This is a genomic window from Proteiniphilum sp. (assembly GCF_034331125.1).
Taxonomy (GTDB): domain Bacteria; phylum Bacteroidota; class Bacteroidia; order Bacteroidales; family Dysgonomonadaceae; genus Proteiniphilum; species Proteiniphilum saccharofermentans.
In genome coordinates this window covers 124,056-149,808 of record NZ_JAXQGC010000009.1, presented here as the reverse complement: position 1 = coordinate 149,808, position 25,753 = coordinate 124,056, and the positions used below count along the sequence as shown (strand labels likewise).

Genomic DNA, 25,753 nt, shown 5'->3' with positions numbered 1-25,753 from the left:
AATCAAAGAGGTATGAAAACAAAAATATTCCTTTTCGCATTGGGCACAATCATCGCCCTGTCCGGTTGTACCGGTAACCAGCAACAAAGAGAGAGAACAGGAGAGACTGTTACAGTAACTCATACTTTAGGGACGGTAGAGGTACCTGTGAATCCGGAACGGGTGATAGCTCTTGATTTTTCCGCTTTGGAGAATCTCGATTACCTGGGTATTAAACCTGTCGCAATCCCTAAATCAGGAGTACCAAGCCACTTAAGTAAGTACAAAGATGATCCTTCCATAGTGGATGTAGGAACCGTAGTAGAGGTCAATCTGGAGAAAATTAATGAACTGCAGCCTGATCTGATCATCATCGGAGGAAGGCTGGCCGATTTCTATAAAGACCTTTCTGCCATCGCTCCGGTGATGTATCCTACCGTAATGGGAACTACCGATTTCCTTGGCGCTTTTAAAGCCAATCTGGACGATCTCGGACGGGTATTTGGTAAACAGGATGAGTTAGACCGGGCGTTCGCGGAGATCGAAACGAAGGTCGAAGAGATGAAAGCAAAAGTGGAAGCGTCGGATGAAAGAGCGCTTATCCTGTTGCATAACAGGGGACGGTTCAGCGCCTACGGTAGTGGCTCTCGTTTCGGTATCATCCATGATGTACTGGGCTATCAGGAAGCTGAAAAAGGGTTGGGTACACAAATTCACGGTACACCTGTGTCGAGTGAATTTGTCCAGAAAGCCAATCCGGATATTATTTTTATCGTCGACCGGAGCATGATCGTAGGAAATGCTGTTATGGATAAAGAAGAGGTAGAAAACAAGCTTGTGAAGCAGACCAATGCCGCTCAGAACGGGAGAATATTTTATTTGAATCCCGAAGTATGGTATCTTGCCGGTGGCGGAATCACATCCGTCAATATGATGATAGACGAGGTATCAAAGGCACTCTAAAATAAAAGACATGTGGTGGGTGTATGCTCTCCTTTCAGCTTTATTCGCTGCCCTTACAGCAATCTTTGCCAAGGTAGGCGTAGCGAATATCAATTCCAATCTCGCAACCGGGATCCGGACTATTGTTATCCTGATCATGATCTGGCTAATTGTTTTCAGTCGGGGTGAAACGAAGGGGATCCATACCCTATCATGGCAGAATATTGTTTTTCTTGTTATATCGGGAGTAGCTACCGGCCTCTCCTGGATATTCTATTTCAAAGCGTTACAACTCGGTGATGTTACTCAGGTAGCCATGTTAGATAGACTTAGTATTGTTCTGACAATCTTATTGGCTGCGATCTTTCTGGGAGAAACCATCACCTTGCGTACGGCTATTGCCGCGGTGTTGATTGTAGCCGGGACATTGCTGCTGGTGGTGAAGTAAAGTACTGAGCTAACAAACGGCCAGTGGATAGTTTATTAAATTTAGGGGTCAGATAATTTGTAATCATTATCTTTGTGCTAAATTGTTCCGGTACTTGATGCTAAAAATGTTATCTCAAAGTTGAATATCAGATGAAACTGAAAACAACCCTGATTCTTTGTTGCTGTGCTGTCTTACTTTCCGCACAGGAAAAACCGTCGCAGGAGTGGCTCGACCGTAAGTTCTCCATGTTTATTCATTTTGGATTGTATTCCGTGTATGGAGGTGTATATGAAGGTGAGCCCGTCACGCGGGGTTATAGTGAACAGATCCAATCGTTCGCAGGGATCTTCAGTGACTGGTATGGGAATACAGCCAACGAATTTGATCCTGTCAATTGGGATCCCGACAGTATTGTGTCGCTCGCAAAAGAGGCAGGAATGGGATCGATCGTCTTCACATCCAAGCATCACGACGGGTTTTGCATGTATCATTCTGCTCATACCGATTACAATATTGTGGATGCTACTCCTTACGGCAGGGATTTGATGAAAGAACTGGCCGAAGCCTGTGAACGGGGTGGGATTGCGTTTGGTGTCTATTTCTCGTTGATCGACTGGCACTTCCCTCAGGCTTATCCTATTTCAAGTCATAATGCTGACCCGCTGACACCGGAGCATTATGCGTTCAACCTGAAGCAGGTAGAGGAGATTATGACGAATTACGGGCCTCTCTCCGAAATCTGGTTTGATATGGGTTCGCTTACGCCTGAGCAAAGTAAGGGATTGTATGAACTGGTCAATCGGCTGCAGCCGCAATGTATGATCAGTGGCCGCCTGGGGAACGATTATGTGGATTTTTCGGTGATGGGAGATAATGAATATCCTGATTATCAAATCGGTGTACCCTGGCAGACGGCCGCTTCCATGTTCGATGAAACCTGGGGTTACCGTTCCTGGCAAGAAAGGGGTGAGGTACAACTGAAAGTAAGAGAAAAAATAGAAAGCCTTATCAAAGTGGTCAGCAGGGGAGGAAATTTCCTGCTCAATATCGGACCGAAAGGGGATGGCTCTGTGGTAGAGTTCGAACGTGAGGTCTTACTTGAAATTGGTAAATGGGTGAGATCCAATAATGAAGCTATCTATGGAACTCATCACAACCCGTTCCATCAACCGTTCGCCTGGGGTGATATCACTACGAAAGAAGGGAATTTGTTTGCCTTTGTGGAAAGAATGCCGGCGTCCGGTAAGATCGAACTGTCCGGTTTCAATGGTAAAGTAAGCGGAGTGAGCCTGTTGTCATCGGGAGATCTGCTGCCTTACTCACAAAACAAAGAGCAGTTGGAGATCGATCTCTCTGCTGTTTCAGCCGGAGAAGCCATTCCCGTATTGAAGATTACGTTTGAGGATGGCTATAGTGTTATTCCCCCATCAGTAGTCACTAACGGGATATTAACTCCCCGAAATGCTGTTTGCCTCTTTGGCCATTCCAGCCTTAACTATTATGCAGGTTACAAGAGTGTGATTGGTTACGATTGGGTGCTTCGTTCCGGTAAACGGTCCCTTTCGCCACAAATCACTTTCACGGGGAATGAAAGAGGCCGAAAGATTGAATGGGAGATCGACGGGCAGAAATACCCCGTCACTTTGGAGGCGGATGCTTCCGAAACGGTAAAGCTCCCCGGAAGCAGCGTGAAATGGGGTAATTTGTACAGAAAACCGGGCAGGGGTGTTTTTGGGAATGTAGAAGAAGAGGGTATACAGGAGGTGGATGTGAATGCCGCCGGTTCGCGTTGGATGGCAGTCGATGATTTCCGTTACGGCGAGAGCCATACCGAGCCAATCCTTCCGCGTGCAAGTGTGGTCTTCCTGCAGGAATTGGAGTCGGTACGTGAACAAACTGCGGCCGTGAAGATCAAAAGCGGCAATGCTGTCTATATCCTGCTGAATGGTGAATACGTCACAGCTCATTTTTCTCCCGAGAGGATAAAGCAACAGGACGAGATCGTGCTTTTACCGCTAAAGAAAGGACAAAATCAACTAATAATTAAATATTATAACGGATTTGAGAAAGAACTTACTTATGGCATCACTCCGTTGAATGAGTGGACGGTATATACACAGAAACTTTCACCTGTCACATTGGGAAGAGGTGATGAACACCGGATTTCTATCCGCTCTGCCGATTCGTCTTCGAATGTTTCGCCGCTGCGTTTGAACAATATTAATCTGATCCTCCGTTAGATAGTTCCGCTTAACCTGTCTCTCCGGATAAGATTGACGGTTTTGTTGAGACCAGACTTTTTCGCCGTTGTGGCTATATTTTATTATTTACATCTCATTGATTATCTTTGTATATAGATTCAAGATTTAAGATTTTATATTTGGGATTTTCGATATGGGATTTGTGGCACGTTATCCACTGGTAATTAGTAATTGTTAATTGGTAATTAATTACTTTCCCACTTCCCAAACTTCTAAATTCTGAATTCTAATTTCCCGGCTCTGACTGCTTAAAATAAGTCTTGATTCCTGATTCTAAATAAAATAATAGAATGAAACCTCTTTTTTTACAATATCCCAAATGCGGCACTTGCCGTAAAGCTGCCAAATGGCTGGAAGAAAACAATGTGGATGTGACATCAAGGCACATTGTGGAAGAGAATCCTACCCGCGAAGAACTTTCGCTGTGGATTGACAGAAGCGGTCTGCCTATCAGCCGTTTCTTCAATACATCGGGATTGGTTTACAAGGAGCAGAATTTGAAGGAAAAGGTAAAAACAGCCTCTCGTGATGAGTTACTCGGGATTCTGGCTTCCAATGGTATGGTAGTAAAACGTCCCATTATCGTGGCTGACGACTTTGTGCTGGTCGGCTTTAACGAAATAGAGTGGAAAGAAAAGTTAGGATGAAGATTGCTAATATAGAACTTCCGGATAATCCCGTTTTTCTCGCTCCTATGGAGGATGTGAGCGATATCGGGTTTCGGCTGCTGTGCAGGCAGTTCGGAGCCGATATGGTCTATACCGAGTTTATATCGAGTGATGCCCTTATCCGCGATATAAAGAAAACCAAGGAAAAAATCCTCTTCAGTGAAAAGGAGCGTCCTCTCGGGATACAGATTTATGGTAGTGATCCTGCAGCGATGGTGGAGGCCGCCAAAATCTGTGAAGATTCCGATCCTGATCTTATCGACATTAACTTTGGTTGTCCCGTAAAGAAGATAGCCGGTAAGGGAGCCGGTTCGGGGATGATGAAAACACCTGATGTGATGCTCGATATTACCGAGAAGGTGGTCAAAGCGGTAAAAAAACCGGTATCGGTCAAGACCCGACTGGGATGGGATGAAGACTCTAAAATTATCGTGCGGTTGGCAGAACAGTTGCAGGACTGTGGTATCGTGGCATTGACCATTCACGGGCGCACCCGCTCCCAGATGTACAAGGGTCAGGCCGACTGGACATTGATCCGGGAGGTGAAAAATAACCCGCGTATGTATATCCCGATTATCGGTAATGGCGATGTAGACACGGTGGAGCAGTGCCGGCAGCGTTTTGATGAAACGGGTGTGGATGCGGTGATGATCGGGCGTGGAAGCATCGGTGCCCCCTGGATATTCAGGGAGGCAAAGCATTACCTGCAGACCGGAGAGCATCTGCCCAAAGAGCCATTCCGCTGGTATCTCGATATCCTGAAGAAACAGGTACTCGAAAGTGTGGAGCGGATCGACGAAACGCGGGGGATCCTCCATATGCGCCGCCACCTGGCTGCCACGCCTTTATTTAAAGGTATCCCTGATTTTAAAGCCACACGCATTGCCATGCTGCGTGCCAATACCCTCAAAGAACTGTTCTCCATTATGGATGAGATACCGGAGAAATTCCGGGTGGATTAAACAGTTTCCTGTTGTAATGGTCTTAGTAAAAAATCAGAATAGATATGAAGAAGATTTTAGTCCTGTCTATCTTATTGTTGACAATTATAGGTCTTTCCGCTCAACAGTCTTCTATTATAGAGAAGGTATTGGCAAACAGTGTGGAAGAAAAAATTACCTCCATGCAGGAATTGATCGGTTTTGATGATGCGCAGGCACAACAACTCCGGGAAACGGAACTGAATTTTCTGCTGGAAGTCAATAAAGCCGAACATTGCTTTCTATGTAAGAAGCAGAAACGTATTGAAAAACTGAAACAGGAACGCGATACGGAACTGCAAAAAATTCTGGAACGTGACCAGTATATCAAATATGACGCGATTGAGAATAAAAGGATAAAGAAACACCCATTGTGGGCAAAGTGATATTTTATCCTTTATCTACTAATTTTGTTTCTACTTCTTCATCAAGTTTCTGATAGCGTCTCCACGCACATCATCATGCATATCAAAACGGAGTCTGTTTTGTCGCAATTTGACAGAAGCTTTTTCATCTACCTGTGAAGAGCGAAACGGTGTAGAGATTGATGAGACACGGGTAGACAATGTCTGTCCGCCTATAAGAGATAAAGCTGTCCCAAGGAGAGGATCGTTCGTATCTCCAAAATCAAATAAAAACAGATCCTCGAATTCATCCACTTCATAATTGGGATTAAATCCAGCCGTAAAATCTGATTCTCCGTTACTATTGTAATATTTTACTATAATAGGTTGCATCCCCCATTTGTTTTTCGGATCATTTTCTTCATAGATAGAAATGGAGCCTACATTTTTTCCATAGGTGGTTTCACCGATCAAAATTACATCCATATACGGTTTTAGCCCGTTTATTATGAGTTCGCTGGCAGATGCGGTCCATTCACTAGTGAGTACATATAGACGTGGTAAATCTAATGAAGGAATTGATACAGAAGTATCCATAATCTTATCAATAAAATACTCCTTATTATAATCGGCACCATACTCTTTTCTTAGCTCGCTGTGAACAAGGTTATTATATTCTGATGTGACCAATACATTGTTGGTAGACCTGTTTTTCACTAATGCACTGGCAAGGGCAATGGCGGACGATACGGCGCCGCCGCCGTTATAGCGAAGATCGAGTACCATCTCATTGATCCCTTGCGATTGCAGGCTGCTGAGTTTGCTTATCAGGAGCTTATCGTAGTCGCTACTGTCATCTCCCTTGTCCCGGGCAAAAAAGTTATATACCAGATATCCTACTTTCTTATCCCCTATTGTATAGATATTATCAAAATAGACTGGATTTTCTGCATATCTGGAATGCATTTGAATAATTTCTTCGCCGGAATCCTGTAGATAGAAGCCCTGTTCATCCGGATCGTAGACCCAATCTGCCATACGCAGGCGTTTTGTTCCGTTACCTCCAAACAAACTACTGTAATTGTCGGGAGTAATGTCATTTCCGTCTACCTGAATAATAAATCTTCCCCTGTTAATTCCTTTCGCTTCTGCGTCTGTCCCCGATTTAGGATAAAGCACCAATGCATAATATTGGGCATCAGTTACTCCGACAAAAATATATTCGAAGCCTATTTCTGAGGAACTTACGCCGCTCAGATTATCTAATAGATCTACATAATTTTCCTGAATCCATGAAAAACGGTCACCATCAGGATTAGTTGTAGGGTGAAATGTATATAAGATGGAATTGAAAAATTTATTGGGGATTAGTGAATAGTCCGGATTCCGGGGTAATTCGTTGTTCCATAAATAATAAATAGCCATTTCATCATAGATCCATTCGTTTACGTAGTTGACTGTTTCTTTGTTGGCAGTAGATGCCTCTCCTGTAGCATTTGCATTGTTTGTCCATACCGAAGTACCATCCTCTAAAACAGCACTGGCTGTAGGCGGATTTGTTGTATTGTCTATTTCTGCAGGGTATTTTTTTTCAGCACCTTTGCTATATTTTACTACAAACGATTGGCTTGCGGCATCATATGTGACTGAAACAACATCTCCCAGTGATGTGTCCGGAGTCTCTTTGGGATCGCAGGATGAGACCACAATTATCAATGTGGCGATAAGAGGGAAGATGAGAAATAATCGTTTCATAATTGTGGCTTTTATGCAATTAATTAAAATGTTAGACAGCGAAAATAGAAAAGAATTTAATTGCGTTTATAAAATCTCAGAAATTTAACACTCCTTTGCCTTGTCGGGTAATCTCCGGTTCGTCAGAAGTACAATCGACCACCGTAGAAGGTTCAACTCCTCCAAAACCGCCGTCGATCACGATATCTGCGATCTCTCCCCATTTCTCGTGGATCAGTTCCGGATCGGTGGTATATTCCATCTCATCATTATCGTCTTTTACGGATGTACTCAATACCGGATTGCCAAGTTGTGCCACGATCTCCCTGACGATATTATTGTCGGGGACACGGATGCCGACAGTCTTTTTGTTCTTGTAGATTTTGGGCAATGACGATGTTGTTGGCAGAATGAATGTGAATGGTCCGGGTAGGTTTCGTTTCATCAGCTTAAAGACGGGCGTGCTCACTTTAGCATATTCACTGATAATGCTCAAGTCATTACAGATGATCGATAAATTACTTTTTTGCGGATTGATCCCTTTCAGGTCGCATATCTTTTCCACCGCACGCACGTTAAGGGCATCGCACCCCATACCGTAAAGGGTATCGGTAGGGTAGATCACGATACCTCCGTCACGAAGTACTGAGACCACTTTTTCAATTTCCCGCGGATTGGGGTTTTCATTATATAATTTCACTATCATAACCTGCAAATGTATAAAAAAATAGCTTCAACCTTATCGATCGAAGCTAATTTATTTATAATTAGTGGAATATTATCCGTAGATCACATTTCCCTCTTCGTCGCGATTTTCATCCAGCCCATTGCTATATTGTTTCATTGCACGGAGACTCATACCCATACTGGAGAATCCTCCGTCGTTATAGAGATTCTGCATGGTTACCTTACGCGTGAGGTCGGAGAACATCACGATACAGTAATCGGCGCAATCGTCGGCATCAGCATTTCCGATGGGAGCCATCCGTTCAGAGAAATCCATCAGGTCGGTCATCCCTTTTACACCGCTTCCGGCGGTAGTCATTGTCGGTGACTGCGAAATGGTATTTACACGTACCCCTTTGTCGCGGCCAAGGATATATCCGAAACTGCGGGTGATGGATTCCAACAGTGCTTTGGCATCGGCCATGTCGTTATAACCGTAAAAGACACGTTGTGCAGCTACATAAGTGAGTGCGAGCATTGAGCCGCCTCTTTCAATAGCGTCTAATTTACGGGCTACTTGCAGCATCTTGTGAAAGGAGATGGCTGAGATATCAAGAGTCTTGGCAAGCATATCATAATCCAAGTCATCATATGTCCGTTTTTTACGAACATTGGGCGACATACCGATGGAATGGAGAACGAAATCAATTTTTCCACCCAATATCTCCACCGATTTGGAAAAAACCATTTCAAGATCTTCCACATTGGTGGCATCTGCCGGAAGGATCTCGGCATTAAGCTTCTCTCCCAGTTTGGCCGTATCTCCCATACGGACTGCAACGGGAGTATTTGACAATGTAATGATGGCACCTTCTTCAACAGCCCTTTCAGCTACTTTCCAGGCGATAGACTGATCGTTCAACGCACCGAAGATAATACCTCTTTTACCTTTTAATAAATTGTAACTCATAATTTTTTCAATTTTGATTCTCCAAGTAAAAGTTCAATTATTACCAAACTTTTATTTGAATTTTGCCGTGATTCGTTTCGAAAAACTGCGCAAATTTACAAAAAATGTGCAATAACTAAACGTTTAGCGTGGAAATAAGTTCTCGATACCCACAAAAAAGGGAGTGGACCGATAGATCCACTCCCTTTCTTCTAAATTTTCAGATACCTGAATTATGCAGCTTCCATTGCATCATTCTCTACTGTAATCCCTTTCCAGACAATGGCAGCTATCGCAGCACCGAGCAACGGAGCTACAATGAACAACCAAAGTTGTCCTAATGCCGCACCTCCTTCGAAAAGGGCTGGTCCTATACTGCGGGCCGGATTCACTGAAGTTCCCGTGATGGGGATACAGACAATGTGTACCAGTACCAATGCCAGACCGATAGCCAGTCCGGCAAATTTATTCAGGCCATTCTTAGCGGTCACTCCCAGTACAACCAGTACAAATATGAAAGTGAACACCGTTTCTGCTACAAAGGCAATTGACAACTGTCCGTCGGCAAAGCCATTTGCCCCGGTGAGGGTGGTAGTGGAATCTGAATCTTTTGCAAGGAACCAGAGGATGGAAGAACCTAAAATAGCACCGACCACCTGAAAGATCATATACATGCCTGCATCTTTACCGTTCATCCTGCCCGAGAGGAATACCCCCAGTGTGATAGCCGGATTGATATGGCATCCCGAAATACTACCGATGGCATAAGCCATTGCCACTACCGAAAGGCCGAATGCGAAAGCAACGCCTAACGTACCCACAGAATCAAAAGGTTGTCCTGCCCCTGCAAATACGGCTGCACCGCAGCCCATTAATACCAGTACCATCGTACCGATCATTTCTGCCAAATACTTCTTCATGATTTTTTGATATTTTAGTAAAACATACACTATTCTGCAAAGAAAAAAATTAATTTGTAATAATTTACGAGCCAAATTGAAAATTGTGGAGGGAATCCACATATTTTTTAGAAACAAATTCACAGATACACTGTGGTTTCCTGTTTTAATGTTTTTATCAATTTTTATGTGAAACCCATTGAACATTTGTCCGGTCAGTTGTTATTAATAGTAAGTATTTCAGTTATGACAATCACCTATATATATCACAGTTGCTATCTGATTGAATTTGAAGGGTTCTCGATCCTCTTCGACTATTATCAAGATACACCCCGTGAAGATGGTTCTGGCTGGGTGAAAGATTACCTGCTCAATAAGGAGGAGGAGCTTTATGTCTTATGCTCGCATTCGCATTATGATCATTTTAATCCGGAAATTCTTTCCTGGGGTGAATGGAAAAAGAATATCCACTATATTTTCTCTAAGGAGTTATTAAAAAGTGGAGTATCCAAAACTGGAGATGCACTTTATCTCGAAAAAGAAGAGGTGTATCGAGACCATCGACTGACAATAAAAGCGTTCGGATCGACTGACGCCGGAGGTTCTTTTCTGGTGGGGTACAATAACCGGCATTTTTTTCATGCCGGGGATTTGAATAACTGGCACTGGAGTGAAGAGGTCAGTACCGAAGAGGCTCTTTCCTATGAAAATTATTTTCTATGTGAGCTGGAGCTGTTGGCGGAAGAGACCAATCGTCTCTATTTGGCAATGTTTCCTGTTGATCCTCGGCTGGGAAAAGATTTTATGCGGGGTGCGGAACAATTTGTATCACGTATAAAAACCGATCTCTTCCTGCCGATGCATTTTGGAGAGAATTATGATAAAGCAAACCGGTTTGGAGAGATTGCTGCCTGGTATGATTGCCAATATCTGCCGTTATCACATCGGGGACAATCATTTGGATTTGGGATGTAAGATGTAGGATATGAGGTTTTAGAGTTCACTAATTTTCAATTTTAACTCCATTGATTTTCTGTCGTCATTCGGCATAGTACAAGCAAGCTTGCCTCTGCCCTCATTCCGAAGAAAATTCAACTGTCAATTATCAATTATCAAAAGAATATGGAAATAAAAGCAAGATTTGACCATTATAATATTAATGTGTTCGATCTACAAAAGAGTATTGAGTTTTATGACAAGGCATTGGGACTGAAGGAAGTGCGCAGGAAGGAAGCACTGGACGGATCTTATGTATTAGTTTTTCTGGGAGATGGTGTCACCGGTTTTTCACTCGAACTCACATGGCTTCGCGATTGGGACAGGCCATATAATATGGGTGACAACGAGCAGCATCTGTGCCTCCGTGTAGAAGGAGATTATGATGAGGTAAGAGCATTTCATAAGGAAATGGGTTGTGTATGTTACGAAAATCACAAAATGGGGCTTTATTTTATCATTGATCCCGACGGATATTGGATAGAAGTATTACCTTTGAAGAAATAAATAGTAAAATATGGATTTTTTCAATTACAAACGCCGTCCTACTGTTGACGTACATGTGGGGAATATCATCATGGGCGGAAATTGTCCGGTTGTCGTGCAGACGATGACCAATACCAATACGCTCGATACCGAGGGTAGTGTTGCCCAATGTGAGCGCATCATTGCTGCCGGTGCTGACCTGATCCGTCTGACGACACAGGGTGTACGTGAAGCCAATAACTTACGGGAAATACACCAAGAGTTAAGGGATAAGGGATATACCACTCCCCTGTCGGCTGATATTCATTTTAATCCCCGTGCGGCAGAGGTGGCAGCCACTATCGCGGAGAAAGTGCGTATCAATCCGGGTAATTTTGTGGATAAACAAAAGACTTTTGCCGAGTTGATATATACCGATGAGGAGTATGCACAGGAACTGGAGAAAATACGTTCCAAAGTAGTTCCTTTTCTTCGTATCTGCAAGGAACATGGCACTGCCGTACGTATCGGTGTGAACCACGGTTCACTGTCGGATCGTATCATGAGTCGCTACGGCGATACTCCCGAAGGGATGGTAGAATCCTGTATGGAGTACTTGCGAATTGCCATAGATGAAGATTTTACCGATATTGTGATTTCGATGAAAGCTTCCAATACATTGTTGATGACCAAAGCGGTTCGTTTATTGGTAGCAACCATGGACAAGGAGAATATCCATTTTCCGCTCCATCTGGGAGTGACCGAAGCCGGAGACGGAGAGGATGGTCGAATGAAGTCGGCTGTAGGTATCGGTGCTTTGTTGAGCGACGGGTTAGGCGATACCATTCGTGTTTCATTGAGTGAAGATCCTGAAGTGGAAGTACCTGTAGCCAGAAAATTGGTGGATTATGTAAACCTGAGAAAAGGGCATGCATCCATAGAGGGCAAAATTTATCCCGGCTTTTCCCCTTACTCTACAGACCGGCGTGAAACGGATCCGGTCTGGAATATCGGAGGGGAACATTTGCCTGTGGTAATTTCCGATAGGAGTAAGATTGATGATATGTCGGTCAACCCGCATTTCATCCCCGATTATATTTATATAGGAAGCCGTATGCCGGTTAATTTCCCGAAAGGAATGAAGTCTATTGTCGATTATCCCTATTGGGAAGAGAAAATAGATAATTTTCCGCTCTTTACGGTCGATTCTTTGGATAAAATAAGAGATTGCCATGCAGAAGTAAAGTTCCTGCGACTCTCTTATCCCGAACTCTCGGACGAGGTGGTCGCTTTCCTGAAAGAGACGCCCAAAATAGCGGTGATCCTTACTACCGTTCATCAGAACGGGGTAGGTGAGCAGAGGGCATTCTTTCATGCATTGTTGAACGCGGATTGCCGGGTACCGGTAATTCTTCAGCGGAATTATGCCGAAGATGAAGCCGAAGATATTCAGATCAAAGGCGGTGTGGATTTTGGGACTGTACTTCTTGATGGTTTTGGCAACGGTATTATGTTGAGTAACCAGGGGCAAATAGATATAACCAATCTCGATGCTTATGCTTTCGGTCTTCTGCAGGCAGCACGGGTGCGGACAAGCAAGACCGAATTTATCTCTTGCCCCAGTTGCGGAAGGACATTATTCGACCTGCAGGCTACAGTAGCGTTGATCAAGCAGCATTTCTCCCATCTCAAGCATCTGAAAATAGGGGTGATGGGCTGTATCGTGAATGGCCCCGGTGAGATGGCTGATGCAGATTACGGATATGTAGGTGCTGAGCACGGCAAGATATCACTCTATCGCAAGAAAGAGCTGATAGAGAAAAATATCCCTCAGGCTGAGGCGGTGGAACGTTTGATACAACTGATCAAAGATCACGGTGACTGGATTGAACCGGAGAGAAATTGACCTGTGGGGTTTGCTCCACCCGGGTCTGAGGAGAAAAATAGGTATAATCGCTTAAAAGAGGATTATTGGTATTTATTTTGGTAATTTCCGAAAAAAGCAGTAATATTGCACCCGCTTTCGGTAAAACTAAAAGCTGAAAGAGAGGTCCCATAGCTCAGTTGGTTAGAGCACCTGACTCATAATCAGGGAGTCACTGGTTCAAGCCCAGTTGGGACCACTTTTTTTGAAAAAAGAGTTACTTTTCAGGGTAGCTCTTTTTTCATTATTATAAGGTTGTTATTCTCCTCTCTGGGTTAGAAAAACACAGTTTTTTGATTTAGTCTTTAAAACCCGAAATCTTGTATACCCAGGCATGTTGCGACGGATATTCATTGATAGCCAAAACGGGTGGTGTAATGGTTAACCGGCCGTTTTCAAATGATACATCAACCTTCCCCCCATATCCCAGTAACTCTACTTTTGCTGCCTGTTCCAATCCCGGAATAGTAATTGGAGCCTGTTGCCATTCTTTGAGGATAAGATACAGGTTACCTTCCCTTTGTGTGAAAGAAATCTGTTCGTTCTCGGATTTATTGGCGTTTCGCCACGGACGGGAAGAATAGATGGCCTCACCATTAATTTTCAGCCATTTCCCCATATCGAGCAGCCGCTCTTGCATGACTACCGGTATCATTCCTGTGGCATCGGGACCCACATTTAACAGGAAATTACCTCCGTTGGAAACTTTATCAATCAGGATATGGATCAGTTGCTTCGACGAGAGATAATGTGCGGAAGTCTCAAACCTGTTGTAGCCGTACGATGTCCCTATGCCACGGCTCTCTTCCCAGGGATGGTCGGCTTTGTCACCGATACCTTCATTATTATGTACCAGGTCATACTCCGTAGTGTAATAATCGCCATGTTTACTGCGTGTTTCCTTACCCCAGCGGTCGTTTGCCACTACCGAATCTTTTACCGGGGACTCGTTATATAGCCATGCCAGGAACTGTTCACTTTTGAGCGTCTTGCTATCGTAATCCCATTCTCCGTCAGAGAAAATTATTTCGGGTTTGTAAGTGTTTACCAACTCTTTCATCTGTGGGATCATATGGGTATCCACCCATTTTTCGATAGTGGATTGTGTGTACAACGGGTGTCCCCATTCGAGCAACGAGTAATATAGTCCGAAACGCAATCCCGCATCGCGTACAGCGGTCGAGAGTGTATCTATAATATCCATATGAGGTCCCATCACAACACTGTTCCAATGGGGTGTTTGACTACTTGGCCACAGGCAGAATCCATCGTGGTGTTTCGATGTCAGTACCACATATTTTGCTCCTGCTTCTTTGAAAAGGTCTGCCCATTTGGCTGGATTAAAATATTCCGCCCTGAACATGGGGGCAAAATCGGCATATTTAAAATTCTCACCATAGTGCTTGTCGTGAAAATCGGTAAACAGTTTATTTCCGGCCAGTAAGCGGTTGTAATAATGTTCGGCATACTTTTCGTAGATTCCTTTTACTTCATCCACAGGAGCATACGCCGGTACGGAATATAATCCCCAATGAATGAAAATTCCAAATTTGGCATCCGGCCACCAGGAAGGTATTTCGCGTTTGTCGAGTGATTGCCAGTCGGCCTTATACTGTGCCTGTGCGGAAGAGAACGCAAAGACAAGAAGAATGATTATCAACTTTTTCATCGTATTTAAAATATTAGTTATTTCCCAAAGTTATATTCCCCAAAGTTAATGAATTACTTTACATTATCCTTCAATTTTTCCTGTTCATTGTACCGGAATGCGATAAAAAGAAAGAGGATATCCCAAACATGTTAGGTATCCTCTTCTTCATATAATAATTACTGCATGAAATTACATATCAGTAATTGGTTTGTATTTGGGAACAAGTGATTTCATGATTGTCCATCCGATCAGGTAGGCAAAAGCACAAATACAGAAGATAATGAAATAACCTGCAGGTTTACCTTCAAATCCCATAAATGTCATATTGGTTTCGCCCGCAAAATGAAATAAATTACCTGCACCTTTCTGCAAAATCATGGATCCTACCCCTCCGGCCATTCCTCCAATACCTGTTACAGTGGCGATAGCGCCCTGCGGTAACATATCACCAATGGTTGAAAAGAGGTTAGCGCTCCATGCCTGGTGTGCGGCACATCCGATAGATATCAGCAGGACAGGAATCCAGGCGGCATTTTTACCTAAATAGGCGAATTCTACGCCCAAGGGTTGTGCAAGCAGTACTACCAATGGGAAAAATGCAAAAATCAACATTGCCTTCATTCTTGCAGTATACGGATTCTGGCCGCTTTTGTTAATGAAAATTGTGGGTAGTTTTCCACCATAAATGGATAATACGGTAACAATCAGATAGAGTGTAAAGATCAACGCCATACCCAATCCTTCAGAAGTTCTGATCCCAAATTGTGTATTCAGGTAAGAAGGAGTCCAGAACAGGAAGAACCACCAAACACCGTCTGTCATAAACTTTCCGGCTACGAATGCCCATGTTTGCCTGTAGGAAAAACATTTTTTCAATGATACTTTTGCTACACCTGGTTTCTTCTCGGCTTCGCCCAATTCATGTTTATCCTGCTCAATATAATCCAACTCAAGTTGGTTGACCCTTTTACTTTCGGCCGGTTTGTCGTACAAGAAAACCCAGAATCCCATCCAGAGAAAACCTAAGGCCCCGATAATGATAAATGCCATCTCCCAGCCGAATATTTTAGCTAAAGGGGGAATAGTCAAAGGAGCAAACAATGCACCGATGGATGCCCCGGCGTTAAAAATAGAAGTGGCATAAGCACGGTCTTTTTTTGGGAAAAATTCGGCTGTCGCCTTGATGGCTGCAGGGAAGTTACCCGCCTCACCAAGTGCGAGTACACCACGTGCCACTAAAAAGCTCCACATGCTGACAGTGGCAATCACCACTGCCACATCTCCTGTTGCTGCAATCAACTCGGCCTTGCTACTCAAACCAACATAGGCTTCAGTGACAATACCGCACACAGCATGTAAACAGGCGCCAACACTCCAAACGCCGATTGCCCAAAGGAATCCTTTCTTAGTTCCCATCCACTCTACAAAACGGCCTGCAAAGAGCATGCTGAAGGCATAAAAAATGGAGAAAAATGAAGTAATTGTTCCGTAGTGCGACTCGTTCCAGTGAAACTCGGGTTTGATAAATTCATCCCATGTGAGTGATAACACCTGCCTGTCCAGATAGTTGATGGTTGTTGCGAAGAATAACATTGCGACCACTGTCCACCGGAAATTGGTCATTTTTGCATTTCCTACTTCTTGTAATTTACTCATGATTTTTATAATTTGGATTATTTTTGTCCTGTGTTTATCAATATCTCTGTTTTACTGATATTTCTTGACAATTGACAAGCTCACCCTACATAATTCGGTGATTTTATGCCATTCTCCGTTCTTTAGCACCTCTTTTGGAAATAGATTGGAACCCATACCGACTGCTGTTACATCTGCACGAAACCATGCCGAGAGATTTTCTTCGGTAGGCTCTACCCCGCCTGTGACCATAATCCTGGACCAGGGCATAGGCCCTTTGATGTTTTTCACGAATGACGGCCCACCTACATTACCACCCGGAAATACTTTTACGATCTCGGCACCCAGCTCTTGGGCCAGACCAATCTCGGATACAGTGGCACAACCGGGTGAATAGGCTATCTGCCTGCGGTTACAAACTTTAAATACTTCCGGATTCAGCAACGGGCCTACTACAAAGTTTGCCCCCAATTGAATATAGAGTGCGGCGGTCGGTGCATCTACTACGGATCCGATACCCAATATCATCTCCGGGCATTCTTTGTCTGCCCACTTCACCAGTTCGGCAAACACCTCATGCGCAAAATCACCCCTGTTGGTAAATTCGAACGCCCTGATACCTCCTTCATAGCATGCTTTCAACACTTTTTTTGCCACTTCGGTATCGGAATGGTAAAATACAGGTACAATACCCGTATCTACTATGGTCTGATAGACTTGTAGTCTTGTAAATTTAGCCATTTTTTTAATTTTAGATTTTGGATTTAGGATGTAAGATTTGGCTTACGCCGATTGTTAATTGACTACGTCGATTTCCAATTGAGATGTAGGATGTTGGATTTGAATATTGGGAATCGTGTCAGACTGATCCATTGGTAATTAGTAATTGGTAATTAAAATCACCTTCCCTCTGTTTCCGTTCCCCCCAATCTCCCGATCCCCCGGTCTTCAACGTACCACTCTTCCTGATCCGTCGCCTTTCATCAGTGTTTCCACTTCCTTTACGGTAACCAGGTTGAAATCGCCATAGATGGTATGCTTTAAGCAGGAGGCAGCTACGGCGAAGTCGAGCGCCTTTTGGTCGTCACCGGTATAGTTCAGTAATCCGTAAATGAGTCCTCCCATGAAAGAGTCGCCTCCACCCACTCTGTCCACGATATGGGTAATATCATATCTTCTGGATTGATAGAGCTTATCTGAATAGAGGCATCCGCCCCAAGTGTTGTGATTGGCATTGATAGAACCGCGCAACGTAATGATCACTTTCTTCGCACGCGGGAATTTTTGCATAAGCTGTTGGCAAACCGATTCGAATTCCGCTGCATCTACCTCTCCTGACGTATGCTCTACCTCGAACCCCTCCGGTTTGATGCCGAACACTTTCTCTGCGTCCTCTTCATTACCGAGGATGATATCACATCCCTTTACCAGTTCAGGCATGATTTCGGATGCCTTTTTTCCGTATTTCCAGAGATTCTTCCGATAGTTGAGGTCACATGAAACGGTTACTCCCAGTTCATTGGCTGTCCGGATCGCTTCAAGGCAGGCATCGGCAGCTCCCTGCGAGAGTGCAGGGGTAATACCTGTCCAGTGGAACCATGATGCATCTTTGAGTATCTCTTTCCAGTTGAACATCCCTTTTTCCACTTCTGCGATAGAAGAGTGGGATCTGTCGTAGACTACTTTTGAGGGACGTGCCACGGCGCCGGTCTCAAGGAAATAAATCCCTACCCGTTCACCGCCGCGCAGGATATGCTGTGTTCCGACATTCATTTTCCTGAGGTCGGAGATACACCATGCTGCAATATCATTTTCGGGCAGGCGGGTGACAAACTCCACGGGAATACCGTAGTTTGCCAGGGAAACGGCTACGTTGGCTTCGCCACCGCCAAAGGTGGCCGTAAGATGATCCGACTGGATGAATCTTTTATAATCAGGTGTGGCAAGACGCAACATGATCTCGCCGAAAGTTACCACTTTCTGCATTTTATTTTATCTGAATGGTTAAAGGTTGATCTATTTTTTCTTTCTCCAGTTTTACAAACTGGACCCAGGCATCAAAGCTGTCGAATCCGGCTTTGCTCCATCCTCCACCAGCGTAGTAGGTATAGGATGTGCCGGATTTATAATTGTTCAATCCCAGGTAATGCCCGTTTGCCACTTTGATATCAGTGAATCCGTTGGGGTGGATAGCAGCGGTATAAATGGTACCGTTGACGTTATCGGCAGGGGTTTCGTAAGCAATAATACCGGAGTTGTCGCCAAAGGTAATTTCCGGTTTACCTTTTTCCATTACAATTCCGGTAGCGACAGTCAGTTCATCGGCTTCCACCTCGAAAATATTGGTCACCTTGTTGAAGAGTTTATATGCATCCAGGGAGATGACGCGGGTTTCCGTTGTTATCTTGTCTCCTGCTTGGTAAGGATCGTAGGTAAGTTTAAAAGTAATACGAAGCGGTCCGTTATCGAGGATCTCTGCTGTTACGAAATTGTCACCTAAGCATAATGTATCGTTATCAACAGGAGCAGTCATTCCAAGGCCAAGGGTCCTTCCTACCTTGTAAAAATCCAGTCCTTCCCCATGATCCTCATGGTATGAGGCCACACCTGCCAGATCGTCTTTATACCACTTGTCGATAATCAATGATTCCGTTTTCTTGGCCCAGAAGTCCATCCCGTTACTGATTTCACCGGTTGCCTTTAGCGCTGGACCGTATACCCGAAATGCGGTACGGTTATTTTCCCATGTGAAGTCGTCTTTCCGTTCGGGTACCAGGCGTCCGTATACAAGAGGTGTAAATGTTTCCGGTTTGCCTACTGCAATCTGGAAAGAGGCTGTTTGTCCTGCCTGCAGGGAGACCGGGAAGATGAGTGTTTCTGTCTGTCCGGTTCCATTGGTCACAAGTTGATAGGGAAGTTGCTGCCCGTTGTCACCGGTTATGATGATCGTTTCCTCTGCAGAAAGCGATAGTTTTTGCTGTATCGTTTCCCAGGTGAGTTCTACCATCTCATTTTCTCTATCTATCGCTCCCGGGTTGCTTACCTCCACTGTCAACGCTTGTTTTGAGGGGCTACATCCGATAAAGATTGTTGCTGCCAGAATTAGCACGAAAAATTTTGTTTGCATTACCAACTATTTTGATTTTTATTCGCTAAGGGATTGAATGAGATTGATGGGAGATTGAATGAGATTGCCCCAGTCTCCTTGCTTCCCCAGTCTCCAAACCACTTATCTACCTTCCTACTTATGGTTGCTTCCCGATATATGCCAGAATACCCCCGTCAACGTACAGTATATGTCCGTTCACAAAATTAGATGCATCCGAAGCAAGGAAGACGGCCGGTCCTGCCAGATCTTCGGGAGTTCCCCACCGGGCTGCCGGTGTCTTGGCTATGATAAATGAATCAAAAGGATGGCGAGAACCGTCAGGTTGTCTCTCCCTTAAAGGTGCGGTCTGTGGTGTGGCGATATATCCCGGACCGATACCGTTGCACTGGATGTTATGTTCCCCGTACTCGGAACAGATATTTTTTGTCAACATCTTCAATCCACCTTTTGCAGCCGCATAGGCAGAAACGGTTTCACGTCCCAGTTCGCTCATCATGGAGCAGACATTGATGATCTTTCCGTGCCCTTTTTTGATCATATGGGGGATGACCGCCTTTGAAACGATAAACGGCCCGTTCAGGTCGATATCGATCACCTGGCGGAATTCGGCAGCGCTCATCTCGTGCATCGGTATACGCTTGATGATACCGGCATTATTTACCAGGATATCTATGACCCCAACTTCTTCCGTTACCCGGGCAATGAATTGGTTCACCGCTTCCTCATTTGTCACGTCACATACATAACCGTGGGCTTCTATCCCTTTCTCCTTATAAGCCGCAAGGCCCTTGTCCACTAAATCCTGATTGATATCGTTAAATACGATTTTCGCTCCTGCTTCTGCAAAAGCAGAGGCCATGGAAAACCCGATACCGTAAGACGCACCTGTCACCAGTGCTATTTTTCCTTCTAATGAAAAATTAACCATATTATTTCTTTCTTAATTTATAGTCCCGAGATTTTTCACATCATATCCGTGTAGTTCCGGGCTGTTATTTTTATCGTAGATCTGTTATTTTTGAAAAATCCTGATCGCCATAGTCGAGATTCTCGCCCGCCATACCCCAGATGAAGGTATAGTTACTGGTGGCTGCACCGGAGTGGATCGACCATTCGGGAGAGAGTACCGCCTGGTCATCATGCATCCAGATATGACGTGTCTCGTCGGGTTCACCCATAAAATGGCATACCGCCTGGTCTTCGGGCACTTCAAAATAGAAGTAGGCCTCCATCCGGCGGGAGTGGATATGTGCCGGCATGGTATTCCATACGCTTCCGGGATCCAGTTCTGTCATCCCCATCTGCAACTGGCAGGTAGGTAGTACCTGGTTCACGATCATTTTGTTGATATTCCTTCGGTTGGAGGTTTCCAACGCACCCATTTCAGCGACTATCGCATCGGCTTTGGTTACTTTCTTGTCGGGATAGTTACGGTGGGCCGTAGCCGAATTGAAATAGAATTTTGCCGGTTTGGCTGCGTCGTCGCTTTCAAAATACACTTCACGTTCACCTGAACCCAGATAGAGCGCCTCCTTATAATCGAGTTCGAAAACAGTTTCTCCTACCTTTACTCTTCCCTTGCCACCTACATTAAAGATACCCAGTTCCCTGCGGCATAAAAAAATAGGTTGCTTCAGCGGGTCTATCGCTTCCAGGTGTAACGGTTCGTTTACCGGCATCGCTCCCCCTACAATCATACGGTCGTACATCGAATAAACCATATTCACTTCATCCGGAGCAAATATTTTTTCTATGAGAAAATCTCTTCGCAAACGCTGCGTGTCATAAGATTTTGCATCTTCGGGATGTGCTGCATAACGTAATTGATAATTTGTCTTCATATATGTTTGTTTTTTGATAATCTGTTGTTTGCGATGGAGAACACCCTCTACAATAGAGCCCGTGTACACGCACAAAGTTACTATTTATTCTAATTATATCAAAAAAATCAATGTTTTGGTGGAATAAAATATCAGTTTCGCTGAGTATACTTCTACGCTTCCTTTTGTTCTATTGAAAGCTATCCTGTATCCTTCGTAGGGAGAATAGGTGGTCAGAGAATAAGAACCTGTACACCGTTTTCATATTTGATGGTGGTGCCATCTTCTGAAGTAATCGGCGCTGTGAGAGGTGTCGAAGTACCAATGGAAATCGACTCGACCGGTAACCTGTAAAAAATGAAAAAGAATTTCGGAAATGTCTGGATGAGATGGTAAGAAAATTAAATCATTCTGTATCGGTAATTATCAAATAAAAATATATAACTTTGGGGACTTGTATGGATTGTGTACGACAACAGTGAGTCCTAGCGCGGAAAATATCCATTTTTAAAATAGTTTTAGTATGAAACGAGCATGATAACTGTTCTCACACAAGAACATTTTCTATAAGCGAGTTCCATACGATACATTAGAAAATAAATAATTTTAATCGTATGAAAAGTTTTATTCATGAAGATTTTTTGCTTCAGACGGATGCAGCGAAAGAGTTGTATCATGAACATGCAAAAATGCAACCTATTATTGACTATCATTGTCACCTGAACCCTGAGTATATCGCCAAGGATCATGCTTTCGATAATCTGGGTCAGATATGGCTCGAAGGAGACCACTATAAGTGGCGTGCCATGCGCACCAATGGAGTGGAAGAGAGGTACTGCACCGGAAAAGATACCTCCGATTGGGAAAAATTTGAGAAATGGGCCGAAACGGTGCCCTACACCATGCGGAACCCATTGTATCACTGGACTCACCTGGAATTAAAGACTGCTTTTGGTGTTGACAAGCTCCTGAAACCTGAAACGGCGAAAGAGATATTCGACAAATGTACAGAGCAGTTGCGTACTGCTGAATTTTCTGCCCGGGGATTGATGAAAAAATTTAAAGTGGAGGTGGTCTGTACCACCGATGATCCTGCCGATAGTTTAGAGCATCATCTGGCGCTTAAAGAGGAGCAATTTGAGATCAAAGTCCTGCCGACCTGGCGTCCCGATAAAGCGATGGCGGTGGAGAATCCGCAAGAGTACCGTGCATACCTGGAAAAACTTTCTGATGTGTCGGGAGTGACCATCAACCGGTTCAGCGACCTGATCGAAGCACTTCGTAAGCGACACGACTTCTTTGCCGGTGTGGGTTGTAAACTTTCCGACCACGGTATCGAGGAGTTCTATGCCGAACCCTATACACAGGCCGAAATTGAACAGATCTTCAATAAAGTGTATGGTGGAAAAGAACTGGTAAGAGAGGAGATACTGAAATTCAAATCGGCCATGCTTTATGAAGGTGCCATAATGGATTGGGAAAAAGGATGGACACAACAATTCCATTATGGAGCTATCCGTAACAACAATACCCGCTTGTTCAAACAACTCGGTCCTGATACCGGTTTCGATTCTATCGGTGATTTTAATGTAGCAAAAGCGATGAGCCGTTTCTTCGATCAACTGGACAAAGACAACCGGTTGGCCAAGACCATCATTTATAACCTGAACCCAAGGGATAACGATCTCATCGCTACTATGATCGGCAACTTCCAGGATGGATCAGTGGCAGGAAAGATACAGTTTGGTTCAGGATGGTGGTTTCTTGATCAGAAGACAGGGATGGAGGCGCAGATGAACTCTCTCTCTAATCTGGGACTGCTGAGTCGCTTTGTAGGAATGTTGACCGATTCACGCAGTTTCCTCTCTTATCCGCGTCACGAATATTTCCGGCGGATATTATGTAATCTCATTGGGAATGACGTCGAGCAGGGGCTGTTGCCTGCTTCCGAAATGAAATTCCTTGGGGAGATGGTAGAGGATATATCTTATAACAATGCGAAACAGTTTTTTAGATTTTAGATTTAGGATTTAGGATTGGGTAAGTCTTGAATTATTCATTTTTCACTTTTAATTTTTACTTTTTCACTTTACAATTATGCAATTAGGAAAATATAGTATAGGAGTAGGAGATAGGTTCACTCATCAGGGAAAAGCCCAGTTGCGTGCTATCATGAAGGCGAATGAAAAAGGAGGATTGGATATCAGTCCGGTATGGAATAAATCTAACAGGGAACATATTTATGTCGGTACACAACCGGCAGATACCCGCAGGGAGGCTGACGAGGCTGTCAATACCCTGGATTTCAAAGGACTCTATTTTGTGGATGCCGATCATATCAATCTCAGCACGGTTGCTAAATATGTAGAGGTATCTGACTTCTTTACGTTAGATGTTGCCGCATTTATAGGTAATGAGAGCGATCCGGAAGAAGTAGCTGCTTTTGTAGCTTCCTGTCAGAAATATATGGACAAGTTGCAAATTCCCGGTATGGAGGAGCCTTTGAATGTAACTGAAGAGTTATTGCGTGATATCGCCGCCAAGTTCCTTGCCGCCACACAGCACGCATCGGAGATCTATGCCTATCTGAAGAAGGAAAAGGGAGAAGGTAACTTCATCACGGAAGTTTCTATGGACGAAGTAGAGTCTCCTCAGACTCCGGTCGAGTTGCTTTTTATTTTGAAAATGCTTGCCGACAAGGGTGTACCTGCCCAGACAATTGCTCCTAAGTTTACAGGCCGCTTTAATAAGGGCGTCGATTACGTAGGCGATCTGGTACAGTTTGCCAAAGAGTTTGAAGAAGATGTGCTTGTGATCGATTTTGCAGTGAAAGAATTTGGACTGCCTGAAGAGTTGAAGCTGAGCGTTCACTCGGGGAGTGATAAATTCTCCATTTACCCGATCATGGCAGACATTATCGCAAGACACGACAAGGGGCTCCATCTGAAAACCGCCGGTACCACCTGGCTCGAGGAGGTGATCGGCCTGGCCGTAGCTGGCGGAGAAGGGCTTGAGCTGGCAAAAAAGATTTATGAGAATTCATATAACAGGCAGGAGGAACTGTGCGCTCCCTATGCCGATGTGATCAATATAGATGGCTCACAACTCCCTTCCGTGGAGGAGGTCAATAGCTGGACGGGGGAGAAGTTTGCCAATACGCTCCGGCACATCCCCGGACATCCTGATTACAATCCCAATTTCCGTCAACTCATTCATGTGGCGTATAAAGTAGCTGCGGAAATGGGAAGCGAATATACCGACCTGCTCGTCAAATATGCCGACGTAATCGGTAGATGTGTGGAAGAGAATATCTACGACAGGCACCTCAGGAGACTGTTTAATATATAGAGCTAGTTTTAATGAAGAAGATTTTACGGGAAATAAGGTTGAAAAATAAAACAGGTAGCCTATTTTTGCCGGATCATTAAATCAATAAATTATGTACGAATTATTTGATATTAAAGGAAAAGTGATTGTTATCACGGGTGGAACCGGAGTATTGGGTTCTTCAATGGTAGAGTATCTGGCCGCACACGGTGCAAAAGTGGCGGTACTGGCGCGGAATAAAGAAAAAGGCGACGAACTGATACAAAAAGTAAAAGCTGCCGGAGGAGATGTCATGTTCCTTCAAACTGATGTGACTGATGAGGTAGTGCTGAAGAGAAATGCTGAAGAAATTGCTGCCAAATACGGCAAGATAGATGTGCTGATCAATGGTGCCGGTGGAAATATGCCGGGTGCGACTATCGGTCCCGATAATACTATCTTCGATTTGAAAGCTGACGATTTCCGGAAGGTGGTCGATCTGAATCTGATGGGAACGGTTATCCCCATACTGGTTTTTGCTGAATATATGGTCAGAGAGAAGAAGGGTAATATCGTAAATATCTCTTCTGCATCGGCTTTGCGTCCGCTAACGCGTGTCGCAGGATATGGCGCAGCCAAAGCGGCAGTTACTAACTTCACCAAATATATGGCAGGAGAGCTGGCTATTAAATTCGGTGAAGATTTTCGAGTGAATGCGTTATGTCCCGGTTTTTTCATTACAGAGCAGAACAGGGCATTACTCACTAATCCCGATGGATCCTATTCCGCACGGGGAAATACCATTATTGCACACACCCCTTTCCGCCGATTCGGGAATCCTGAAGACTTGTTGGGAACGCTCCATTATCTGGTAAGCGATGCTTCGAAATTTGTGACGGGAACGGTAGCCATCGTTGACGGAGGCTTCGATTCGTTCAGTATTTGATTGGATTTCAGATTCAAAATTCAAAATTTAAAATATGGGATGTGGTTAA

General features: G+C 44.2%; 23 protein-coding genes and 1 tRNA gene. 13 read left to right on the top strand and 11 right to left on the bottom strand.

Annotated features, from left to right (window positions below):
* Positions 1–12: 12 nt before the first annotated feature.
* The 6 genes from U2P89_RS03025 (at position 13) to U2P89_RS03000 (ending at position 5,646) form a co-directional block, all read left to right on the top strand.
* A complete protein-coding gene (locus U2P89_RS03025; RefSeq protein ID WP_322190575.1) occupies positions 13–942 on the top strand; it encodes a siderophore ABC transporter substrate-binding protein in 930 nt (309 codons plus the stop codon).
* A gap of 10 nt (positions 943–952) precedes the next feature.
* Positions 953–1,369, top strand: coding sequence for an EamA family transporter (locus U2P89_RS03020; RefSeq protein WP_091908011.1), 417 nt, complete (start codon positions 953–955; stop codon positions 1,367–1,369).
* A gap of 131 nt (positions 1,370–1,500) precedes the next feature.
* Positions 1,501–3,591, top strand: coding sequence for an alpha-L-fucosidase (locus U2P89_RS03015; RefSeq protein ID WP_322190574.1), 2,091 nt, complete (start codon positions 1,501–1,503; stop codon positions 3,589–3,591).
* Between the two features lie 311 nt (positions 3,592–3,902).
* Entirely contained in the window at positions 3,903–4,259 is a 357-nt protein-coding gene (locus U2P89_RS03010) for an arsenate reductase family protein (protein WP_019538245.1), read from the top strand.
* Positions 4,256–5,242, top strand: a complete 987-nt coding sequence (dusB, locus tag U2P89_RS03005) for a tRNA dihydrouridine synthase DusB (protein WP_091908009.1) — start codon at positions 4,256–4,258, stop codon at positions 5,240–5,242. Before U2P89_RS03010 ends, dusB begins: the two co-directional genes overlap by 4 nt.
* Positions 5,243–5,286: 44 nt before the next feature.
* Complete coding sequence (locus U2P89_RS03000) at positions 5,287–5,646, top strand: hypothetical protein (protein WP_091908008.1); 360 nt, start codon at positions 5,287–5,289, stop codon at positions 5,644–5,646.
* A gap of 30 nt (positions 5,647–5,676) precedes the next feature.
* On the opposite strand, the gene U2P89_RS02995 is transcribed toward U2P89_RS03000, so the two are convergent.
* The 4 genes from U2P89_RS02995 to U2P89_RS02980 form a co-directional block, all read right to left on the bottom strand.
* Positions 5,677–7,359, bottom strand: coding sequence for a S41 family peptidase (locus tag U2P89_RS02995; RefSeq protein WP_091908006.1), 1,683 nt, complete (start codon positions 7,357–7,359; stop codon positions 5,677–5,679).
* Between the two features lie 76 nt (positions 7,360–7,435).
* Positions 7,436–8,044: an L-threonylcarbamoyladenylate synthase gene (locus U2P89_RS02990; RefSeq protein WP_091908004.1), complete on the bottom strand. Its 609-nt coding sequence runs from the start codon at positions 8,042–8,044 to the stop codon at positions 7,436–7,438.
* A 72-nt stretch (positions 8,045–8,116) separates the two neighbouring features.
* The gene (locus U2P89_RS02985) at positions 8,117–8,974 is read right to left on the bottom strand and encodes an enoyl-ACP reductase FabI (protein ID WP_076931900.1); all 858 of its coding nucleotides are present in this window, start codon (positions 8,972–8,974) and stop codon (positions 8,117–8,119) included.
* Positions 8,975–9,186: 212 nt separating this feature from the next.
* Positions 9,187–9,873, bottom strand: coding sequence for an MIP family channel protein (locus U2P89_RS02980; protein ID WP_091908002.1), 687 nt, complete (start codon positions 9,871–9,873; stop codon positions 9,187–9,189).
* Between the two features lie 225 nt (positions 9,874–10,098).
* On the opposite strand from U2P89_RS02980, the gene U2P89_RS02975 reads away from it, so the two are divergent.
* From U2P89_RS02975 to U2P89_RS02960, 4 genes are all read left to right on the top strand, one after another.
* Positions 10,099–10,827, top strand: coding sequence for an MBL fold metallo-hydrolase (locus U2P89_RS02975; RefSeq protein ID WP_322190573.1), 729 nt, complete (start codon positions 10,099–10,101; stop codon positions 10,825–10,827).
* Positions 10,828–10,974: 147 nt separating this feature from the next.
* Positions 10,975–11,355, top strand: a complete 381-nt coding sequence (locus tag U2P89_RS02970) for a VOC family protein (protein WP_076931898.1) — start codon at positions 10,975–10,977, stop codon at positions 11,353–11,355.
* Between the two features lie 10 nt (positions 11,356–11,365).
* A complete protein-coding gene (locus tag U2P89_RS02965) occupies positions 11,366–13,219 on the top strand; it encodes a 4-hydroxy-3-methylbut-2-en-1-yl diphosphate synthase (protein WP_322190572.1) in 1,854 nt (617 codons plus the stop codon).
* Between the two features lie 143 nt (positions 13,220–13,362).
* Positions 13,363–13,436 (top strand) — tRNA-Ile (locus tag U2P89_RS02960).
* A 99-nt stretch (positions 13,437–13,535) separates the two neighbouring features.
* Here U2P89_RS02960 and U2P89_RS02955 read toward each other — a convergent pair.
* From U2P89_RS02955 to kduI, 7 genes are all read right to left on the bottom strand, one after another.
* Positions 13,536–14,906, bottom strand: a complete 1,371-nt coding sequence (locus tag U2P89_RS02955) for an alpha-L-fucosidase (protein WP_092025009.1) — start codon at positions 14,904–14,906, stop codon at positions 13,536–13,538.
* Positions 14,907–15,077: 171 nt separating this feature from the next.
* Complete coding sequence (locus U2P89_RS02950; RefSeq protein ID WP_091907994.1) at positions 15,078–16,544, bottom strand: MFS transporter; 1,467 nt, start codon at positions 16,542–16,544, stop codon at positions 15,078–15,080.
* Between the two features lie 51 nt (positions 16,545–16,595).
* Entirely contained in the window at positions 16,596–17,264 is a 669-nt protein-coding gene (locus tag U2P89_RS02945; RefSeq protein ID WP_313379627.1) for a bifunctional 4-hydroxy-2-oxoglutarate aldolase/2-dehydro-3-deoxy-phosphogluconate aldolase, read from the bottom strand.
* A 207-nt stretch (positions 17,265–17,471) separates the two neighbouring features.
* Positions 17,472–18,509, bottom strand: a complete 1,038-nt coding sequence (locus U2P89_RS02940) for a sugar kinase (protein WP_091907992.1) — start codon at positions 18,507–18,509, stop codon at positions 17,472–17,474.
* 1 nt (position 18,510) lies between these two features.
* Entirely contained in the window at positions 18,511–19,650 is a 1,140-nt protein-coding gene (locus U2P89_RS02935) for a DUF4861 family protein (protein ID WP_313379630.1), read from the bottom strand.
* Positions 19,651–19,768: 118 nt separating this feature from the next.
* Positions 19,769–20,560 carry a gluconate 5-dehydrogenase gene (locus tag U2P89_RS02930; RefSeq protein ID WP_313379633.1) on the bottom strand — a complete coding sequence of 264 codons (792 nt, stop codon included), beginning with the start codon at positions 20,558–20,560 and terminating at the stop codon, positions 19,769–19,771.
* A 70-nt stretch (positions 20,561–20,630) separates the two neighbouring features.
* Positions 20,631–21,473 (bottom strand): 5-dehydro-4-deoxy-D-glucuronate isomerase, encoded by an 843-nt coding sequence (kduI, locus tag U2P89_RS02925; RefSeq protein ID WP_313379634.1) that lies wholly within the window; start codon positions 21,471–21,473, stop codon positions 20,631–20,633.
* A 593-nt stretch (positions 21,474–22,066) separates the two neighbouring features.
* Here kduI and uxaC point away from each other — a divergent pair.
* The 3 genes from uxaC to U2P89_RS02910 all read left to right on the top strand — a co-directional run bounded on the left by uxaC (position 22,067) and on the right by U2P89_RS02910 (position 25,704).
* Positions 22,067–23,473, top strand: coding sequence for a glucuronate isomerase (uxaC, locus tag U2P89_RS02920; RefSeq protein WP_313379636.1), 1,407 nt, complete (start codon positions 22,067–22,069; stop codon positions 23,471–23,473).
* A gap of 76 nt (positions 23,474–23,549) precedes the next feature.
* Positions 23,550–24,800 carry a tagaturonate epimerase family protein gene (locus tag U2P89_RS02915; RefSeq protein WP_313379637.1) on the top strand — a complete coding sequence of 417 codons (1,251 nt, stop codon included), beginning with the start codon at positions 23,550–23,552 and terminating at the stop codon, positions 24,798–24,800.
* A 91-nt stretch (positions 24,801–24,891) separates the two neighbouring features.
* A complete protein-coding gene (locus U2P89_RS02910; RefSeq protein ID WP_313379639.1) occupies positions 24,892–25,704 on the top strand; it encodes an SDR family oxidoreductase in 813 nt (270 codons plus the stop codon).
* Positions 25,705–25,753 lie beyond the last annotated feature (49 nt).

Coding starts and splice junctions, on each gene's coding strand:
- U2P89_RS02945 (WP_313379627.1), bottom strand. CDS start 17,264: ATGGCTAAATTTACAAGACTACAAGTCTATCAGACCATAGTAGATACG.
- U2P89_RS02970 (WP_076931898.1), top strand. CDS start 10,975: ATGGAAATAAAAGCAAGATTTGACCATTATAATATTAATGTGTTCGAT.
- uxaC (WP_313379636.1), top strand. CDS start 22,067: ATGAAAAGTTTTATTCATGAAGATTTTTTGCTTCAGACGGATGCAGCG.
- U2P89_RS02915 (WP_313379637.1), top strand. CDS start 23,550: ATGCAATTAGGAAAATATAGTATAGGAGTAGGAGATAGGTTCACTCAT.
- U2P89_RS03020 (WP_091908011.1), top strand. CDS start 953: ATGTGGTGGGTGTATGCTCTCCTTTCAGCTTTATTCGCTGCCCTTACA.
- U2P89_RS02935 (WP_313379630.1), bottom strand. CDS start 19,650: ATGCAAACAAAATTTTTCGTGCTAATTCTGGCAGCAACAATCTTTATC.
- U2P89_RS03010 (WP_019538245.1), top strand. CDS start 3,903: ATGAAACCTCTTTTTTTACAATATCCCAAATGCGGCACTTGCCGTAAA.
- U2P89_RS02950 (WP_091907994.1), bottom strand. CDS start 16,544: ATGAGTAAATTACAAGAAGTAGGAAATGCAAAAATGACCAATTTCCGG.
- U2P89_RS02910 (WP_313379639.1), top strand. CDS start 24,892: ATGTACGAATTATTTGATATTAAAGGAAAAGTGATTGTTATCACGGGT.
- U2P89_RS03015 (WP_322190574.1), top strand. CDS start 1,501: ATGAAACTGAAAACAACCCTGATTCTTTGTTGCTGTGCTGTCTTACTT.
- kduI (WP_313379634.1), bottom strand. CDS start 21,473: ATGAAGACAAATTATCAATTACGTTATGCAGCACATCCCGAAGATGCA.
- U2P89_RS03025 (WP_322190575.1), top strand. CDS start 13: ATGAAAACAAAAATATTCCTTTTCGCATTGGGCACAATCATCGCCCTG.
- U2P89_RS02990 (WP_091908004.1), bottom strand. CDS start 8,044: ATGATAGTGAAATTATATAATGAAAACCCCAATCCGCGGGAAATTGAA.
- dusB (WP_091908009.1), top strand. CDS start 4,256: ATGAAGATTGCTAATATAGAACTTCCGGATAATCCCGTTTTTCTCGCT.
- U2P89_RS02975 (WP_322190573.1), top strand. CDS start 10,099: ATGACAATCACCTATATATATCACAGTTGCTATCTGATTGAATTTGAA.
- U2P89_RS02985 (WP_076931900.1), bottom strand. CDS start 8,974: ATGAGTTACAATTTATTAAAAGGTAAAAGAGGTATTATCTTCGGTGCG.
- U2P89_RS02955 (WP_092025009.1), bottom strand. CDS start 14,906: ATGAAAAAGTTGATAATCATTCTTCTTGTCTTTGCGTTCTCTTCCGCA.
- U2P89_RS02980 (WP_091908002.1), bottom strand. CDS start 9,873: ATGAAGAAGTATTTGGCAGAAATGATCGGTACGATGGTACTGGTATTA.
- U2P89_RS03000 (WP_091908008.1), top strand. CDS start 5,287: ATGAAGAAGATTTTAGTCCTGTCTATCTTATTGTTGACAATTATAGGT.
- U2P89_RS02995 (WP_091908006.1), bottom strand. CDS start 7,359: ATGAAACGATTATTTCTCATCTTCCCTCTTATCGCCACATTGATAATT.
- U2P89_RS02940 (WP_091907992.1), bottom strand. CDS start 18,509: ATGCAGAAAGTGGTAACTTTCGGCGAGATCATGTTGCGTCTTGCCACA.
- U2P89_RS02930 (WP_313379633.1), bottom strand. CDS start 20,560: ATGGTTAATTTTTCATTAGAAGGAAAAATAGCACTGGTGACAGGTGCG.
- U2P89_RS02965 (WP_322190572.1), top strand. CDS start 11,366: ATGGATTTTTTCAATTACAAACGCCGTCCTACTGTTGACGTACATGTG.